Below are 16,718 nucleotides of genomic sequence, written 5' to 3'. Positions count from 1 at the left end.
GAAAGTAGATGCTCCAATGGAAGTTTCAGCGACTCTATCAATGTACTGTTGATTTGTAATACTCATAAAATCCCCACTTATCAAGCTAAAACACTTTCATTCAGCAATTTCGCTATTTTCTGCCTCGTTCTTTGCATCTTCTCCTTCGTCATATTCCGAGCAAACGCAGACTTCACGCTTTTCTATTTGGTCAATGACCGCAAATGTACTTCCATCAAACTTGCTGACAATATATCTTTGCATGATTTATCTCCCTTTCAGCCTCATCCGATATTGACCACGACCTACAAAATCAAGAACGCCTTTATCCCGTAAAAACTGCAATTGCTGGCGGATCTTTGCTTTCACATTGTTGTTGGATGGATGTTTGGCTTTCAAAGCTCCTTCAAAGGTGTAAACATCTTCCAGCGAGAACTCTTCCTTTTTGATTTTCTCGACACACATCAATACATCCAACAACCAGCCCTTTGATTCAATGTTCTGAGTTGTTTTTACGAAATCGGTCTGACTCCACTTCTCCAGCACTTCGTCTTTACTTTTGACGACGCCGTTTTGAACAAAAAAGATTTTCCCGATTTCAGGGATATTGCTGACATCAATATTGCAGCCTACCCAACCTGCCCGCCTCGCGGTGACGGCAGGTGCTTTTCTCTTTTCAATAATCGATGGAACAAAAAAGTACTTTGGGATGGTTAGGAAGTTTCTAATTTCAAAAGTGGATTTGTCGTAAGTCAAAAGAAAAAATTGGGATTGTTATCTGATTTCAGACGATCAATCATCGTGAAATACGCACCATCGACAACCTTTTTCCAAGTCCTCCATTTTTAGATTTCAATTCATATTCTTCCCTGCAATTGCCGCAGTAAAAATCTGCAACGGGTGAATTGTTTTCAAAATGATTCAATGCCTTGCCACAATTTGGGCAAAACACCGACTTATTTACCCAATCTTCCGTCATTACACGGATTTTCTGGGTTGGGCTTTTATATTCACTTCCAAATTTTTAGAAAGAATCAAATCCATAAGAAAAAGCCTTCGTGACCTTTGTGCCCTTCGATAAAAGACCTTATCACTACCACCAAACCCCAACTCCTTCAAATTCTCCTCGCGGCTCTTCTTCCCCCCCACTCATCTCCTTCCAAAACGCCTCATCATAGCGGCGTGAGCGCACAGGCAGCGGCATCGGCACACCCCAACCGAGCAGCAGCACCTCTTCCTTCGGCTGTAAACGCGCCAGCATCCCGCGCAGCGAGTCGCGCCCCGAAAGACCCGAAAGCACCGCCTGAATATCCAGGTCATCGCCCAGCCAGCCGCTGATGCGCGTGCCCAACTGACTCATCACCTCATCATAGATCTGCGACGGACGCTGGTCCACGATCAACAGCGTCACATAATATTTGCGCAGCTCGCGCGCGATGGTCGCAAAGGTCGTCTGCGCCGCCATCTCGCGGTTGAGCAGTTTATGCGCCTCCTCCACCACAATGATCAACGGCTTCGGCTCCGCTTTGCCGTGCGTGCGGAACTCATTCGTCTTCTTCTCCCACGCCGCGCGGATCTTGCGCGTCAGCAAATTCGACACCAGCAGATAATCCAGGTCACTCTCATGCTCGCCGAACGACAGCACCACATGCTTGCCCGCCTCCAACGACTGGATGATCTGCGCCACCGAGTCCGCTGCAGGGTTGTCCACGATATAGGGTTGGCTGAACAGCCGTCGCAGTTTGTCATGAAGCGCTTCCGCCGCCATCACATTCACACCGTTCTCCATCGCCCACTTCGCCACGCTCCCCTCCGCAGGCACCTCTTTCGTCTTTCCTCTTTCATCTTCGATCATCACCGTCTCACGGCTCATCGAACGAAACGCCGCAAACCACTTATCCTTGAACGTGCCATACAACGCATTCAAGATCGTCGGCGTGGTCTCGCGCAGATTCAACTCGCGTGAAAGCGTTTCAATATCAGATGTGGAAATGTCTCCCGTTGAGATTTCCAAATTAAAGTCAACTTGATTGCCTCTGATGGTGCTTCCTGCTCCCAAGCCAACGCATCGGACTCCGCTCTTGAACAGGGTCTTCAATCCCTTCACGGCTTTTTTCGTGTCTGACGCCACATCGTCAAACCCATACTCGTTGTGCATGTCCAGCACCAGCACCGCCGCCTGATTGTGCTTCATCAACCCCGCCAGCACCAAGCGCGTCAGGAACGACTTGCCCGTGCCCGTCGCCCCGAACACTCCCGACGAGCGCTGCACGAACTTATCCAAGTCAATGCACACGGGATGATTCTGCTCGCGCGTATACCCGATGACAAAATTGCTTTCCTTGTTCGGGTCACCGAAGATCTCGGCGATATCGCCCTCATTCGCCAGCGACACGACCGCATGGTGCGGAGGAATATTCTTGACGGGCAAAATGCGCGGCGCATCTTTCAAGCCCGCATCAATTTTTCCCTGCCAATCCTTATACTCAGGCGTGCCCAATTCAGGACCCACCTCCAGCATCAGATTCGGCAGCACCTCAAGGTTCGCATACAACGTCTGTCCATGCAGCGCCTTGGCGATATGCGCAGGGAAGCGCACCTCCGTCTGCTCATCCGCAAAACGCGGGTCCGTCGCACCGAGGTTGATATCCGTCACAATGCCGTAATAATTCCAATGTCCGCTCTGGATGACGACAAACGCCCCCTCCTGAATGTCCTGCGGAGAAACCGTCAGCCGCACGCGGAAATTTTCTTTGAGTCCGCCGCCGACGAGATAACCAATTTGAGTTCGTTGTAATTTGCATATTTACCTCTTTATTACTTTGTTCTAAGGACACAAAGAAATATCCTCTTTCAGGATTATTCCCGCATTTGCGCTTCTCCCACCAATCCTAGCAAGCCGCTCTTTACGCCTAAGGAAGTTTGACCTTTTCAGGATCTCACATGTTTCATCGACGATAAACCGATCTCAAAAACCAGGTCCTAAACCGTAGCACCTTGATCGCTCATCAAAACCGCCTTGCCAACTTTCATCAACCCCCCGGCGGAAGGTTAAAACCCCCTGGGTTCTTACCCTTTTCCTTTCCCCCTCTAATTACTCCAATATCCGCAAGCCCACACACCTCATCAACGTCGGGTAATCATCCCGCAGCAACGTAATCACTTCCTGCGTCGCGGACTCGATCCACTTTCCACTTTCCACTCCCCTCGCCTTCCCCGCCTGCAAAATATGCGCCGCGAGCACTTCGCCCACAGGCACATCCTTGCCATTCAAGATATGACGGAAATACCCGAACTTCTCGGTGAACCGTACCATATCCTTATCCTCGCACAAATAGATCACATCCAAGCTCAGCGGCGGACGCGGCGGCAGCAGATGATGAACCTTGCCATCCTGCTCATATCCCACCGCCAGCACAGACATTTCCACGGGCACAATGCGGCGCTCGCGGTTGTCCTTCATCACTTCCTCGCTGACGCCATCGGCGGTCACCAGTTGGCGCACCAGCCCGTCATCGTCAATGTGAATATCGTGGATGAGTCCATACACCTGATACCCATCCCCCAGCGGCGCGCGGACCAGCGCCCCGAAGGAAGGCACGCTCAACTGATTCACACGGCAGCCCGCTGTGAATCCTGAAATCCCTGCGCTCAGTAAACGTCCGATCTCGATTGGTTGTGTCATATAAAATCTCCTAAAACCGCCCTCCCCCAGGGGTACGACATTGAAACGCTTTCTGGATTTATCCAAAATATACGTCGTCGTATTTGGGGGAGGTGCCGAAGGCGGAGGGTTATCTTCTTGTTCTACCCTTCAAATCCTTCGCGGACTGTTTGTTCGAGCCCTCGTCCACGTCTTCGCTATTTCTTCTTAATTCCAGTGACAGCATCTGCTCGATCTGCTGCTTCTCTTCATTCTTCACCACCGCCGTCTCATGCGCACGGTGTAAGAGATACGGATACGGCTTGCTGCCCATCATGCGGCATTGCTCGACCAAAACAGCATGGAGCAAGTCCAGTTGCTTTTTATCATCCACCACCCAGCGCGGAATTTCCACGCGCACGGGCCAGGGGTGTCCCTCCGTGCCGACGTTGAGATAGAAGAAGTGCAATTCCAAAACGCCTTTGTAGCTTTTTTCGGAAGTGGATTGGATCTTGAACACCGCCGAACGATGACCAGGCGGGAGCAGTTGGAATAATTTGTTGTTGTAGCCAAACAGCCAGCGGTCTGTGACGTATTTCAGCGGCGGGGCGTTACGCAGTTTTTCCATCTCTTCGGGGATGGTGATCTGGGTCAGTTCCAATAATTTCACAACCAAACTAGATGAAGGCTTGTCAATATACCCCGCTGAGATGATGCCGCGTCCCTGCAAGCGCGAGAGGACGGAGATGTACTTGTCCACGGTGTTGCGGTACATGTTGGCATTATCAATATCTTTGGCGCGGAAGATTTCGAGCGTGCCGTCTGTAAATGAAACGACCGAGCCTTTCATGCCTTTGCTCATCTTTTCGATGACGCTGCGTTCGGCAAGGTCACGCCGCAGGGCGACGCCGCCATCGGTGGTGAGTCCGTTCTCTTCGATGGCGTCGCCGAAGAAAAGCTCGCTTTCCACTTCCACGGCTGGGGTTTCACCAGAGTTTGGCTTTAGTGAAATTGCCCCCACGTTGATGACGCAAAATTGAACCGTGCTGTGCCTGTCTGCGATGGCTTGCGAACCGTCAGCAGCAATTAAAGTGGATTGAATAACAGAATCAGGCATCGGGTAGGAAGCGAGGCGAGGGCCTCATCCAACGGGACAGCGCAACGAATGTTGGCATCCGCTGTTTTGGCAGAATCCACTTTGGAGCGCAGGAAGTCCAGTTGAGAAGAATAGGTTTCGAGCAGGGTCTTTGCCAGTTCCTGCGCTTCCTCTTTCTTCTTTCTTCTTTCCTTTGCACCCAAGCCAACCTGCTTGATCTGCGTGTAAATTTCCTGATAGTTAATTGGCATGGTTTTCCATTAGAACATTTGTGCAAAATTTTAGTCGTAAATGAACTAAAATACAAGTGCCCCAGCTCCCTTAAAAATAAATTAGTTTTCGGTAGATGGGAACTTTTTTGAAGGCGGGACGTCTGAAAGACACATAACACTTAAGGAGATAAACAATGAACAGAAAATTTTTAGTATTTGCAGTATTGGCCTTCGCTCTCATTCTGAGTGCCTGTGGCCCCACCACGATCAATCAGGAAGCGCCTGCTCCCGCTCGCACATTAAATGTAAATGGCCTCGGACAAGTGAACCTCACCCCTGATATCGCCTACATTTACATCGGCGTTCACACGGAAGGCGCAACCGCTTCTGAAGCTGTCGAAGCGAACAAAGGCCAAACCAGCTCGCTGATCTCTTCGATCAAGAAATCGGGCGTGGATGAAAAAGACATTCGCACCACCAATTTCAGCATCTGGCCTTCGCAGCAATACGGCCCCGATGGCACGATCAGTGGTACCGTTTACATGGTGGATAACACCGTCTATATCACCGTGCGCGAACTCGATGGACTTGGCGACCTGCTCGACTCAGCCATCAGCGCGGGCGCAAACACCATCAACAGCATCCAGTTCGATGTGGCCGACAAAGCCCAGGCTTTGAAGGATGCCCGTACCAAAGCCGTTGCGGATGCGCAAGCTCAGGCCCAGGAATTGGCCGAAGCCGCTGGTGTTTCACTCGGCGAGATCCAGACCATCAACTTCTACGAGAATAGCGCCTACCCCGTAGACATGGGCAAGGGCGGCGGCGGAGTAGCTTACGATGCGGCTTCCGCAGTGCCGATCCAGCCTGGCCAGTTGACAGTTTCCGTCAACGTCAACCTGACCTACTCGATTAAGTAATCGCTTCATCCTTAACCGAAACCTGCTCCTGAACAAGGGGCAGGTTTTCCCTTTTATACACCTCTTCCATTTTCGAGAAAATGGAAGAGGTGTCCTTTAGGACGGAGGGGGTTGGGCGCGTTATAATCCCACATCATTCTCATTCAAGGAGTCTCTTTATGTTAAGAGTTGGATATATCGGTCTCGGATTAATGGGCAAGTCCATCGCGCGGAATATTCTCAAGGCGGGCTTTCCTGTTGTCGTACACAACCGCTCGCGTGGCGCAGTGGATGAACTGGTTGCCGAAGGTGCAACCGCTGCAAATTCACCGAAGGAAGTTGCCGAACAAGTGGACGTGGTTTTCACCAATCTGCCCGATTCACCCGATGTGGAAAAAGTGGCGCTCGGCGAAAACGGAATCCTCGCAGGCGGGCGGGCTGGCCTCATTGTTGTGGATAACTCCACCATCAAGCCTGCCTCGGCGCGTTTGGTTGCGGAGAAGTTGAAGGAAAAAGGAATTTTCTCGCTCGATGCGCCCGTTTCTGGCGGCGACATCGGCGCGAAGAACGGCACGCTGACCATCATGGTCGGCGGCGATGCCGGGGCTTTGGAAAAAGTGATGCCTGTGTTGCAGGCGATGGGCAAGACCATCACGCACGTTGGGGATGCAGGTGCGGGGCAGGTGGCGAAGGCCGCTAATCAGATCATGGTCGCTGCGCAGATGGTGGCGATGGGCGAACTGCTGGTCTTTTCGAAAAAAGCAGGCGTTGACCCGCGCAAAGTGGTCGATGCGATCAAGGCAGGCGCGGCGCAATGCTGGGCGCTCGATATCAAACCTCCGCGTTTGTTTGATGGCAATCGCAACCCTGGCTTTAAATCGTACATGCAGTTGAAGGATATGAATATTGTTCTGGATACCGCAAAGGAATACGGCGTGCCTGTCACTTCCACCGAGGAGAATACGAAGTTCTATCAAATGATGATCGACATGGGCATGGGTGAATTGGATAACTCTGCTGTGGTGGGTGTGATCGAGAAATTGGCAGGAATAGGAATTTTGGATTAATAATTTGAGTGACTACGAGTGCGTCGCACCCCGAAAGCCAAAATGCAAATTAATCAGTCCGCTCCCGATTTTGAACTACCCGACCTCGATGGCAATCTTCACCGCTTGAGTCACTATCGCGGGAGGATTGTCATCGTCAATTTTTGGTCGTGTGAGTGTCCGCATTCGGAGCGCACGGACAAGGCGATCGATCATGGCGATGCTTATGCAATGGCGTGACGTTGTGATGCTGTCCATTGCGTCGAATCGAAGCGAGAATGTTGAGGCGTTGAAAACTGCCGCTGATGCCCGCCGCCTGCCCACGGTCCTGTTGGATGCGAATTGCCGCGTGGCAGACCTGTTTGAGGCGCAAACCACTCCGCATGTGTTTGTCATTGACCGGGAGGGAATCCTTCGCTACCGTGGATCGGTGGATGATTTCACATTTCGGAATCGCATCCCGACCCGCTTCTATTTGGACCTGGCGGTTGAGTCTCTGCTTAATGGGCAGTTGCCTGCGCTGGCGGAATCCCCCGCTTATGGATGCACCATTGTCCGCGAAATTTGATAGAATCAAAACGTGATCGAACTCAAGCAGCGCGTAATGTTTTTGGATAAGATGCACCTCTTCAATGGGTTGAAGGAGGAGCATTTATCTGGCATTGGGCAAAAAATTGTCGAGCGTGAATTTTCTGCGGGAAATGTCATCTTCAAGGGCGGCGACAAGCCCGACGGCTTTTACATGATTTTCAAGGGCAGGGTGAAGGTGACTCGTCCGCGCGATGTGGGTGAAGATTTTCTGGCGTGGCTGACTCCTGGTGATTATTTTGGTGAAGAAGCCTTGTTCGAAAACCGAAATCGTTCCGCTACCATCACAGCCTTGGAAAGTTGCACCTTGTTTTTTCTTTCGCGGGATGAGTTCGAGAAATTGCTTGCCCGCTATGAAGTCCTGAAACCGAATTTCAGAGTGGCGATCAAGAGCCGTAAACTGGCGCGCTCAACCCGTTTCAAGTGGCTTGGCAAGAATGAAGTTATTTATTTCATCGCCCGCAGACATAAGCTGAAGTTGTATCAGGCGCTGGTGTACCCGGTGCTGGCGCTGGCGATCCCTGCGACATTGTTCGGGCTGGGAGTCGTTACTGCCGCCACAACTCCCTACGCGCTGGCAGTGGTGGCTTTGGTCGGAATTCTTGGCTGGGGGATATGGAATGCCATTGATTGGAGCAACGATTATTACATCGTCACCAATCAGCGTGTCATCTGGCTGGAGAAGGTGATTGGTTTGTATGACAGCCGTGAAGAGGCTCCGCTGGGTACGATCCTTTCAGTGGGTGTTGAGACGGACGCCATCGGGCGTGTACTTGATTATGGCAATGTGATCGTGCGTACTTTCGTCAGCAGACTTGAATTCGATTACGTCGACCATCCCAATCAGGCCGCCGATATGATCCGCGAATATTGGGAGCGTACGAAGGCCATCACCACCCGCAGCCAGATGGATGTGATGAAAGACACCATCAAACAAAAGCTGGGTTTGCCTTTGGATAAACGTCCGCAGGTGGAACTTGCGCCCGTGGTGCCCGAAGATCAGGATAAGATCGCAAAGACGCCTTATTGGATCCTTGCACTTTCTGCATTGTTCAAATTGCGTGTGGAGGAAGGCGCCACCGTCATTTATCGCAAGCATTGGATCGTATATTTGCAAAGAGGCTGGCGGTCGTTGTTGACCACGTTCGGCGTGATTGTTGTGTTCTTTGCCCGCATCTGGTATTTTGCTTCCTCGCCGACCGCATCCTTTATGAGGCCGAATGCCAATGGCGCGCTCAGACCCGATACGCTTCTTTTGACCATTCCCGTGCTGATGCTGCCCATCGGTTTCTGGTTGTGGTACGAATATACCGACTGGAAGAACGATATCTTCAAAGTGACCTCTGATGAGATCGTTGACCTTGACCGCAAGCCCTTTGGCAAGGAGGAACGCCGCTCCGCGCAGATCGAAAGTATTTTGAGTACATCCTATAAACGGGATGGCTTGATCGCCAATATTTTCAACTATGGCACGGTCAATATTTCGGTGGGCGGCAATCAACTGGCCTTCGAAGATGTGATCGACCCGGCCGGTGTGCAGGCCGATATCAACCGCAGACGTTCGGCGCGTATTTCCAAAAAGAATGAAGATGCTGGCAAGGATGACCGTGAACGTTTCGCCACCTGGCTGGCGGCATATCATCAAAACATCAATGAATTCACCGCGCCGGTGAAAGTGGTCAAGGAAGATGCTGAATCCACAAATCAGTTTACAAAATTCAATCCGTCCGGAATGGACGACATGGCTGCCGAGGAAAACGAGCAGGATATGGGCGGGGCGGATAGTGCCGGTGGCGGTGGCGAATAAACCGCATTGCAGGTATCATTCCGCTCCAAATTGCAGGGCGGGTGTGTAGCCCGCCAAATTAAAAAGGAACAAGAAGTATGGCGTTAAGAGAAATCGTATTCCTGCCTGAGCCGGTGTTGCGGCGCAAGGCAAAACCTGTGACGAAATTCGACAAGGAATTGCAAACACTCATCGATGACATGATCGAAACCATGCGCGAAGCACCGGGCGTGGGGCTGGCCGCTCCGCAGGTGAACATTTCGCAGCAACTGGCCGTGATCGAATATGACGAAGATGAAGACGAAGAGGAAAATGAAGACGCGCCTCCGAAGCCGAAGAAGTTGTACGTCATCATCAACCCTGAGATCATCAAAACCTCCGAAGAAAAAGTGATGGGTATCGAGGGTTGTCTTTCCATTCCCGGCTTGCAGGGTGAGGTGGAGCGTCACGAGTCGATTCAAGTGAAGGCGCTCAACCGCCACGGCAGCCCCGTCAAACTCAAAGTGGATGGCTGGATGGCGCGCATTTTTCAGCACGAGATCGACCACCTGAATGGTGTTCTCTTCACCGACCGCGCCACCCGCGTATGGAAGCCGAGAGAAGACGAGGACGAAGTTCCGCTCGATTAGCATTTCTCTGCCCCAATGTACCTAAAACACCTCTCCCTCACCAACTTTCGCAGTCTCACCCGCCTGGATGCTGAACTTCCACGGCGGGCAATTGTGTTGGTAGGGAGCAATGCGCAGGGAAAAACCAGCGTGCTTGAAGCGATCTATTTTCTGGCGGCATTCACCTCCTTCCAAACCCACGTGGACCGGCAGATCGTCAATTTTCACGAAGCGAAGAATCCGCTGGCGGTGACCCGTCTCGTGGCGGATTATCAGCGCGGAAAATCCAAACATCACCTCGAAGCGCGGCTGATCCTCGAACCTACTGGCGTAAACGGACAAAGACTCCGCAAAGAGATTTTGCTTGATGGGGTCAAACGCCATGCCAGCGATGTCATCGGACATTTCAATGCGGTCATCTTCGTGCCGCAAATGTCGCAGATCATTGAGGGCGGACCAGACGAACGCAGGCGATATCTCAACCTCGCACTGGCTCAGACTGTCCCTGCGTATGCGCGCGTATTGAGCGAATACAATCAGGCGCTGACCCAGCGCAATGCACTGCTCAAGGCGCTGAGCGAACGCAACGGAAGCAGCGACCAGCTTCAGGTGTGGGATGAAGCGTTGGTCAAATTCGGGTCGCAGATCATTTTGTGGCGCATTCAAGCCGTTCAGGAGATTGAGCGTTTTGCGTCGCGCATCCATCATGAATTGACTCGTGGTGCGGAAATTCTGCGGCTGGCCTATGAGCCCGCATATGATCCGCTACCCAAACCGAATGGACAGCTGGGTTTGAAATTGGATACCGCCATTGACCGCTCGTCCATTGAGTTGAGCGAAATTCAGGATGGATTCTTGGCGCGGCTCAAACAGATTCGCAGTGAAGAGATTGCGCGCGGCGTGACAACGATCGGTCCGCATCGCGATGACCTGCGCTTCGTCATCAACAAAGCGGATGTGAGCGATTACGGTTCGCGCGGACAACTCCGCACCACTCTGCTGGCGCTCAAACTCGCCGAAGTGGAATGGATGAAGGACCGCACCGGCGAATGGCCCGTGATCCTGCTTGATGAGGTGATGGCCGAACTCGATATCAGCCGCCGCGCCGACCTGCTGAAATATGTCAGCCCCGAAGCGCAGGTGCTGTTCACCACCACCGACTTGACTCTTTTTGCGCCAGAGTTTTCGCAAAGCGCGGAGATTTGGGATGTGAAGGGCGGAGTGGTGATTCCGAGGAAGTAGAAAGTAGGTGACGCTGCAAGCGTGACGAATCAGTGGGGCAAAGAAGTAAGCTTCTAATGTGCATTTCTCTTTAACGCAAAGCCGCCAAGACGCAGGGAGGCATTTTTCTTTGTGCCTCCGCGCCTTTGCGTTATATTTTTAATAGTTTTCACGAAGTTGTAACCCGAATCAATTCACGAACATGCCAATAGTGTAAAATTGCTCGCATGTCTGAAATGCCAAAATGTGATGTTCTCGTTATCGGTTCGTTGAATGCCGATCTCGTCGTTCGTGCGCCGCGATTTCCGCAGCCCGGCGAAACCATCAGCGGCGATGATTTGCATACCATTCCCGGCGGCAAGGGCGCCAATCAGGCTGTGGCTGCGGCGCGGCAGGGTGCCAGCGTAGCCATGCTTGGGCGCGTGGGCAAGGATAACTTCGGTGATTTCCTGCTCGAAAACCTTAAGCAAAATCAAGTGGATGTTTCCAACATCCAGCGCGATGATGCTTCCACGGGAACGGCCATTATCGTGGTGGATGCGAACGGGCAGAACAGCATCGTGCTATCGGCGGGCGCGAACGGGCACGTCTCTTCTGCGGATGTGGATCGCGCTTCTGACCTTAACCCGAGCCTGATTCTGCTCCAATTGGAAATCCCCACCCCGACGGTGCTTCACGCCGCGCAATTTGCCAAAGCGAATGGTGCGCGCGTCATTCTCAACCCTGCACCCGCGCAGACTCTCCCCGATGACTTGATCTGCCTTGCAGACTTCATCATCCCCAACGAAACCGAATTAAGCCTGTTGACCGGACTTGAGGTCAAAGACATCGCCTCTGCTGAAGCGGCTGCAAAAGCCCTGCTCAAACGCGGCGCAGAGAATGTCATTGTGACGTTGGGAAGCAAGGGCGCATTGGTTGTATCCAACACACAAGTCATACAAGTGGATGCTTATAAAATTGATGTTGTAGATACCACCGCCGCAGGAGACGCCTTCATCGGCGGATTCGCCGCATCCCTGCTGCGCGGACTTGAACTCAAAGACGCCGTTCGCCATGCCAATGCATGTGGGGCGCTCGCTGCAACCAAGTTCGGCGCACAACCATCATTACCCACAAAAGACGAAGTGGAAACCTTTATGTCATTGCGAGAGCAGTGATCTTCCGCTCGAAGCAATCTCATTGCGATGACAGAGATTGCTTCGTCGGGCTATCGCCCTCCTCGCAATGACGGGGAAAATTACATGAACCCAAAACGAATTATTATAGACACCGACCCCGGCGTGGACGATGCGCTGGCATTGCTCCTCGCCCTTGCCTCTCCGGAGATTCAACTCGAGGCATTGACCACCGTCCACGGCAATACGAATGTGGAAAATACCACGCGCAATGCGCTGGCTGTATTGGAATTCCTTCACGCGGCGGATATCCCCGTGGCGCAGGGCTGTTCGCTGCCGTTGCTTGTTCCACTGCACAAATCAGGGGATGCAGTGCATGGCACGGGCGGGATCGGCAATACAAACCTGCCTGACCCCAAAGTAAAACCCGTTGACGAACATGCCGTTGATTATTTGATCCAGCGCGTGCTGGCCGAGCCGAAGGAGATCAGCATTTTCCCCATCGGCCCGTTGACCAATATTGCGTTGGCCATTCGCAAAGAGCCGCGTTTTGCCGAAGCCGTGAAGGAATTGGTCATCATGGGCGGTTCCCTGCGCGCGGGCGGCAATATCACTCCCGCCGCCGAGTTCAACATGCATGCCGACCCACATGCCGCGCACATCGTTTTTCATTCGGGCATTCCCATCACGTTGATCCCGTTGGATGTGACCTACAAATGCCTGCTCACTTCTGAAGATGTGGAGCGTTTGAACAGAATTGATGCGCCCATCGCACGATTTGTTCGCGATGCGACGGCGGTGTATATGGAGTTTTACAAGAAATACGAAGGCTTCAATGGCTGTGCGCTGCACGATCCGTTGACGTTGGCGACGATCATCGCGCCCGAACTACTGACCTTCGAGAATCATTATGTGGATGTGGATATTTCGGGCGGCGTTTCGATGGGGAGCACGCTGGCCGATTTTATGAAGGTTTCGAAGAAGCCCGCGAATGTGAAAGTTGCCCTCGGTGTGCGCGGGCGCGAATTTGTGGAATTATTTATTGAGAGGATGGAAGCTCTGTCTGCTCTCGGCGGCGGAGCATAGGAAAATTGAATGCCAAAACATATCATTTTAGACACTGACCCCGGTATTGACGACTCTTTGGCGATCTTGCTCGCTCTGGCCTCGCCCGAAATTGTTCTCGATGGAATCAGCACGATCCACGGGAATGCATCCACGGCGCAGGTGACGAGGAATGCACTGGCAATTTTGGAACTGGCAAAGGCGGGGAACATCCCTGTTTATGCGGGCTGTGAATTGCCGCTTGTACAGCCATCCCTGCTCAGCCCGGAGACTCACGGCGACAGCGGCCTGGGCTACGCAAAACTGTCAGAACCGCTGGGCAGGCCCCAGCTTAAGCACGGAAGCGATTTCCTCATCGAGAGGATCATGTCGTCGGCGGAGGAAGTCACGTTGGTGGCAATCGGTCCGCTGACGAATGTCGCCATGGCGATTCGCAAGGAGCCGCGCATTGTGGAGAAGGTGAAGGAGGTCTTCATCATGGGCGGGGCGATTCGGCATCAGGGCAATACCACGCCGCTGGCGGAGTACAACACCTTTGTGGACCCGCATGCCGCGCACATCGTTTTTCATTCGGGCATGCCGATGATCCTCACGCCGCTGGATGTGACGTATCAATGTATTTTTCTGAAAGAGGATTTGGACAGGCTGTTGAAGATCGATTCGCCGATCACGAAGTTCATTGCAGATGCAACCCGTTTTTACATGGAGTTTCACGATGAATATCAAAAGATCGATGGCTGTGTGATCAACGACCCGATGACACTGGCGTTGACCTTCATGCCCGAGATCTGCGATTACGAATCTCTTTATGTGGATGTGGATATTTCGACAGGCGTTGGGCTGGGAAATACGTTCGCTGATTTTTATAATTACGAAAAGAAGAAACCGAATATGAAAGTGGCGCTTGGGGTTCGTCCGCGCATGTTCATGGAACTGTTTTTGGAGCGGATGGAAAAACTGGCGGAGTCGTTGAGTGCAAGATAAATTTTGCGTTACAGATTTTCGTGACCATTGGGATTGAAAAGTGTTATCATCATTACGACGATCCATTTCACATTTTTCGGAGGAAATCATGTTGGAAAAAATCAAGAACAACTTTAATACTCAGACGTGGGTTCTCATCCCCATCGCCATCGGCATTAACATCGCCGTGGGCCAGATCGTTCTCGTCCTCAAACTTCCTGTCTTCCTCGATTCAATTGGCACCGTGATGGTCGCCGCCCTGTGCGGACCGTGGGCAGGCGCATTGACTGGCGCGCTTTCCAACATCATTTGGGGCGTTGCGATTGACCCCGGTGCGCTTCCCTGGTGGCCTGTGGCTGCGATGATCGGTTACATGGCCGGGCGCATGGCTCAATGGGGTTTCTTCAAATCCTGGTGGAAAGTGGTTGTGACCGGCTTTGTGGTTGCGCTCACCGCTGCGATCGTCTCCACACCCATTGCTGTGTATCTCTTCGGCGGCATTACTGCCAGCGGTTCATCCTTCATCACCGCGTATTTGCTCCAGACGGGGCAGGGCATTTGGTCGGCTGTGGTTAGCACCAGCTTCCTGACCGAGCCCGTGGACAAGATCACCACAGCCATGATCGCTTTTGCCATCATTCAGGGCCTGCCCAAGCGCACCATCGGCGGCTATCCCAAAGCCAGTCAGGTGGAAGCGGAAGGCGGCGCGAGCAAGAACCAGTTGTACATCGCCGTCGGCGTTGTCGTTTTGCTGGTGCTGTTCGCAGCGTTCATGCTCCGCAATATTTTGGGCGGATAACTATTCGCAATGACATTCAAAAGAGACCGGGCGAAAGGCTCGGTCTCTTTTTGTTTTAGGGATTCACGGAAGGTTTGTTGGCAGTGGTGTTGCCCAAAGAACAATCGACGGCAGTCTCTCCAGATACGATAATCTCTGATTTAGATGTGCTGCCAATTCTTTGCGAATTAATTTCGTTGCTTCGCTGTAAATTATCTTTTGCACTTCTGCTGGGAATAAACGCTGGATATTTACATCACGCATTGAGTCGTATTGGACAATCTCCACGTTTTGGATGGATTTATTTTCGTCCAGATGCATCACCGCTGGTGCCGTTGCATACACACTAGAATTGCCGCACACTGCCATTACATATAAATCCTGTCCGTCTCCCCCTAAAATAACCCATTCGCACAAAACAAATTCCTGTGGCAATTCTGGCAGAAGGCTCTGCGCCAGGGCAATTTCATACTCTTTCCATCTCTCCAGTTGAATTGGATCTGGTGTGGTGACGGGAAAACGTATTTGTGTCGGATAGGGCGATGGGGTTGGGTACACAATGGTTGCTGTTGGTGTGTAGGTGACCGTCGGCGTGATGGTTGGTGTGGCAGTAGGCATGGCTTCCATTGTAAGGTAAGTGCGTGTCTGAACTACGGCAGCCGTACTTTGTACTTTTACGATGTGTTCACGCTCAGGCATGCTCAATTTGAGAATGGGGTGTTCGACTGGAAACCCCCGTCTGCTTTCAGGGAAAAAAGCAGGTTCTAAATAAGCGGCTTCTTCTTGAATTATCACCCCGCTTTCATCATAATACCAACCTATGAAATACGAGGTCGAGGTGCGAAGTATCAGCGCATCTGTTCCAGAAAGGTAAATGTTATTGTCATGACCACTGGCAATATACTTACCTGTGGAGATGGGACATCTGGATTTGTGTAAGAACCCGCGAAATCCACAACTTGATAGCTTACCCCCAGATCTTTCATCAGTTGTTCCAGTAATTTGCCGTTGTCGCTCATTGTTGTGGTATCACCAATCGCAAATTCGGAAAGGATTACATTCCCTTCAGGGTGGTGGCGGAAATCAGGGGCCAAAGCAATTGCGCTATATTCATCGTGATCTATAAAAACCTGTTCTGCAGATTGAAAATATGCGTAATATTTCGGGTCAAACTTGCCTTGTTCCAACCGTGGAAACCATGTCAAATCGAGTAACTCGTAACGCTGTCCATCGATCAGATCCAAAACATAGTGAGGTCTGTAATTTGGATCTTCTGGTCCTACCAGACTGCCTTGCATCCAAATCAATTCGGAGCTTAGAAATATTCCGCGATCAAGAATAAGCCGATCAATGGGGATATCTTTCTTTTCTCCAGTGCTTAAATCCAGTAGGTAAATTTTCCCTGTCTTTTCTTCACGCACAAATAATATCTTTCCATCAGACACGCCAATTGCATGGGGACTCGTACAGGCGGAAACAAGAAGTTCGGTGTTGGGCGGCAGGTTGCGGTCAAATTCCTCACATGTTTCCAGAAACAGTGTCTCTTTTTGTTGCTCACATTGACCCCAAAATATCAGTTCTTCCAATGGGCCACGATCTGGCTCATTGCATACCTTCCAAAGAAATGCTTCTTTCGACAAGGCGCAGCACATGAACACAAGGAAAACAGCCGTCAGTAATTTTATGAGCAAGAGTTTTTTGTCTTTGAGAATTTGCATTGGA

18 protein-coding genes and 1 pseudogene are annotated in these 16,718 nt (G+C 51.7%); 11 read left to right on the top strand and 8 right to left on the bottom strand.

Annotation, left to right across the window (positions count from 1 at the left end; genetic code table 11):
• Positions 1-96: 96 nt before the first annotated feature.
• The 6 genes and pseudogenes from IPI86_RS03575 to IPI86_RS03550 form a co-directional block, all read right to left on the bottom strand.
• Positions 97-243 carry a hypothetical protein gene (locus IPI86_RS03575; RefSeq protein ID WP_345296614.1) on the bottom strand — a complete coding sequence of 49 codons (147 nt, stop codon included), beginning with the start codon at positions 241-243 and terminating at the stop codon, positions 97-99.
• A 3-nt stretch (positions 244-246) separates the two neighbouring features.
• A pseudogene (locus IPI86_RS03570) lies at positions 247-1,023 on the bottom strand (DpnI domain-containing protein).
• Between the two features lie 49 nt (positions 1,024-1,072).
• Entirely contained in the window at positions 1,073-2,719 is a 1,647-nt protein-coding gene (locus IPI86_RS03565) for an ATP-binding protein (protein ID WP_345296613.1), read from the bottom strand.
• A 354-nt stretch (positions 2,720-3,073) separates the two neighbouring features.
• Positions 3,074-3,664, bottom strand: a complete 591-nt coding sequence (locus IPI86_RS03560) for a hypothetical protein (RefSeq protein WP_345296612.1) — start codon at positions 3,662-3,664, stop codon at positions 3,074-3,076.
• Between the two features lie 109 nt (positions 3,665-3,773).
• The gene (locus tag IPI86_RS03555) at positions 3,774-4,739 is read right to left on the bottom strand and encodes a DNA double-strand break repair nuclease NurA (protein WP_345296611.1); all 966 of its coding nucleotides are present in this window, start codon (positions 4,737-4,739) and stop codon (positions 3,774-3,776) included.
• Positions 4,709-4,969 (bottom strand): hypothetical protein, encoded by a 261-nt coding sequence (locus IPI86_RS03550; protein ID WP_345296610.1) that lies wholly within the window; start codon positions 4,967-4,969, stop codon positions 4,709-4,711. The genes IPI86_RS03555 and IPI86_RS03550 overlap by 31 nt, the downstream gene beginning before the upstream one ends.
• A 155-nt stretch (positions 4,970-5,124) precedes the next feature.
• Between IPI86_RS03550 and IPI86_RS03545 the strand changes: the two genes are divergently transcribed.
• The 11 genes from IPI86_RS03545 to IPI86_RS03495 all read left to right on the top strand — a co-directional run bounded on the left by IPI86_RS03545 (position 5,125) and on the right by IPI86_RS03495 (position 15,017).
• Complete coding sequence (locus IPI86_RS03545; protein ID WP_345296609.1) at positions 5,125-5,847, top strand: SIMPL domain-containing protein; 723 nt, start codon at positions 5,125-5,127, stop codon at positions 5,845-5,847.
• A gap of 80 nt (positions 5,848-5,927) precedes the next feature.
• A complete protein-coding gene (locus tag IPI86_RS03540) occupies positions 5,928-6,893 on the top strand; it encodes an NAD(P)-binding domain-containing protein (protein ID WP_345296608.1) in 966 nt (321 codons plus the stop codon).
• A 42-nt stretch (positions 6,894-6,935) separates the two neighbouring features.
• Positions 6,936-7,112 carry a redoxin domain-containing protein gene (locus IPI86_RS03535; protein ID WP_345296607.1) on the top strand — a complete coding sequence of 59 codons (177 nt, stop codon included), beginning with the start codon at positions 6,936-6,938 and terminating at the stop codon, positions 7,110-7,112.
• The gene (locus IPI86_RS03530; protein ID WP_345296606.1) at positions 7,099-7,440 is read left to right on the top strand and encodes a hypothetical protein; all 342 of its coding nucleotides are present in this window, start codon (positions 7,099-7,101) and stop codon (positions 7,438-7,440) included. Before IPI86_RS03535 ends, IPI86_RS03530 begins: the two co-directional genes overlap by 14 nt.
• A gap of 12 nt (positions 7,441-7,452) precedes the next feature.
• Positions 7,453-9,267: a cyclic nucleotide-binding domain-containing protein gene (locus IPI86_RS03525; RefSeq protein ID WP_345296605.1), complete on the top strand. Its 1,815-nt coding sequence runs from the start codon at positions 7,453-7,455 to the stop codon at positions 9,265-9,267.
• 77 nt (positions 9,268-9,344) lie between these two features.
• Complete coding sequence (gene def / locus IPI86_RS03520; RefSeq protein ID WP_345296604.1) at positions 9,345-9,875, top strand: peptide deformylase; 531 nt, start codon at positions 9,345-9,347, stop codon at positions 9,873-9,875.
• A 15-nt stretch (positions 9,876-9,890) separates the two neighbouring features.
• Positions 9,891-11,096: a DNA replication/repair protein RecF gene (gene recF, locus IPI86_RS03515; protein ID WP_345296603.1), complete on the top strand. Its 1,206-nt coding sequence runs from the start codon at positions 9,891-9,893 to the stop codon at positions 11,094-11,096.
• A gap of 206 nt (positions 11,097-11,302) precedes the next feature.
• On the top strand, positions 11,303-12,232 hold the full coding sequence (gene rbsK, locus IPI86_RS03510; RefSeq protein WP_345296602.1) for a ribokinase: 930 nt from the start codon (positions 11,303-11,305) through the stop codon (positions 12,230-12,232).
• A gap of 84 nt (positions 12,233-12,316) precedes the next feature.
• The gene (locus IPI86_RS03505) at positions 12,317-13,276 is read left to right on the top strand and encodes a nucleoside hydrolase (protein WP_345296601.1); all 960 of its coding nucleotides are present in this window, start codon (positions 12,317-12,319) and stop codon (positions 13,274-13,276) included.
• A gap of 9 nt (positions 13,277-13,285) precedes the next feature.
• On the top strand, positions 13,286-14,239 hold the full coding sequence (locus IPI86_RS03500) for a nucleoside hydrolase (protein WP_345296600.1): 954 nt from the start codon (positions 13,286-13,288) through the stop codon (positions 14,237-14,239).
• Between the two features lie 88 nt (positions 14,240-14,327).
• Complete coding sequence (locus IPI86_RS03495; protein ID WP_345296599.1) at positions 14,328-15,017, top strand: ECF transporter S component; 690 nt, start codon at positions 14,328-14,330, stop codon at positions 15,015-15,017.
• A gap of 63 nt (positions 15,018-15,080) precedes the next feature.
• Here IPI86_RS03495 and IPI86_RS03490 read toward each other — a convergent pair whose 3' ends face one another.
• Complete coding sequence (locus IPI86_RS03490) at positions 15,081-15,791, bottom strand: hypothetical protein (RefSeq protein WP_345296598.1); 711 nt, start codon at positions 15,789-15,791, stop codon at positions 15,081-15,083.
• Between the two features lie 53 nt (positions 15,792-15,844).
• Positions 15,845-16,714, bottom strand: coding sequence for a hypothetical protein (locus IPI86_RS03485; protein ID WP_345296597.1), 870 nt, complete (start codon positions 16,712-16,714; stop codon positions 15,845-15,847).
• Positions 16,715-16,718 lie beyond the last annotated feature (4 nt).

The sequence above is a fragment of the Candidatus Villigracilis affinis genome (genome assembly GCF_016705895.1).
In the GTDB taxonomy this organism is placed as follows: domain Bacteria; phylum Chloroflexota; class Anaerolineae; order Anaerolineales; family Villigracilaceae; genus Villigracilis; species Villigracilis affinis.
This window is presented reverse-complemented; position numbering and strand designations above follow the sequence as displayed.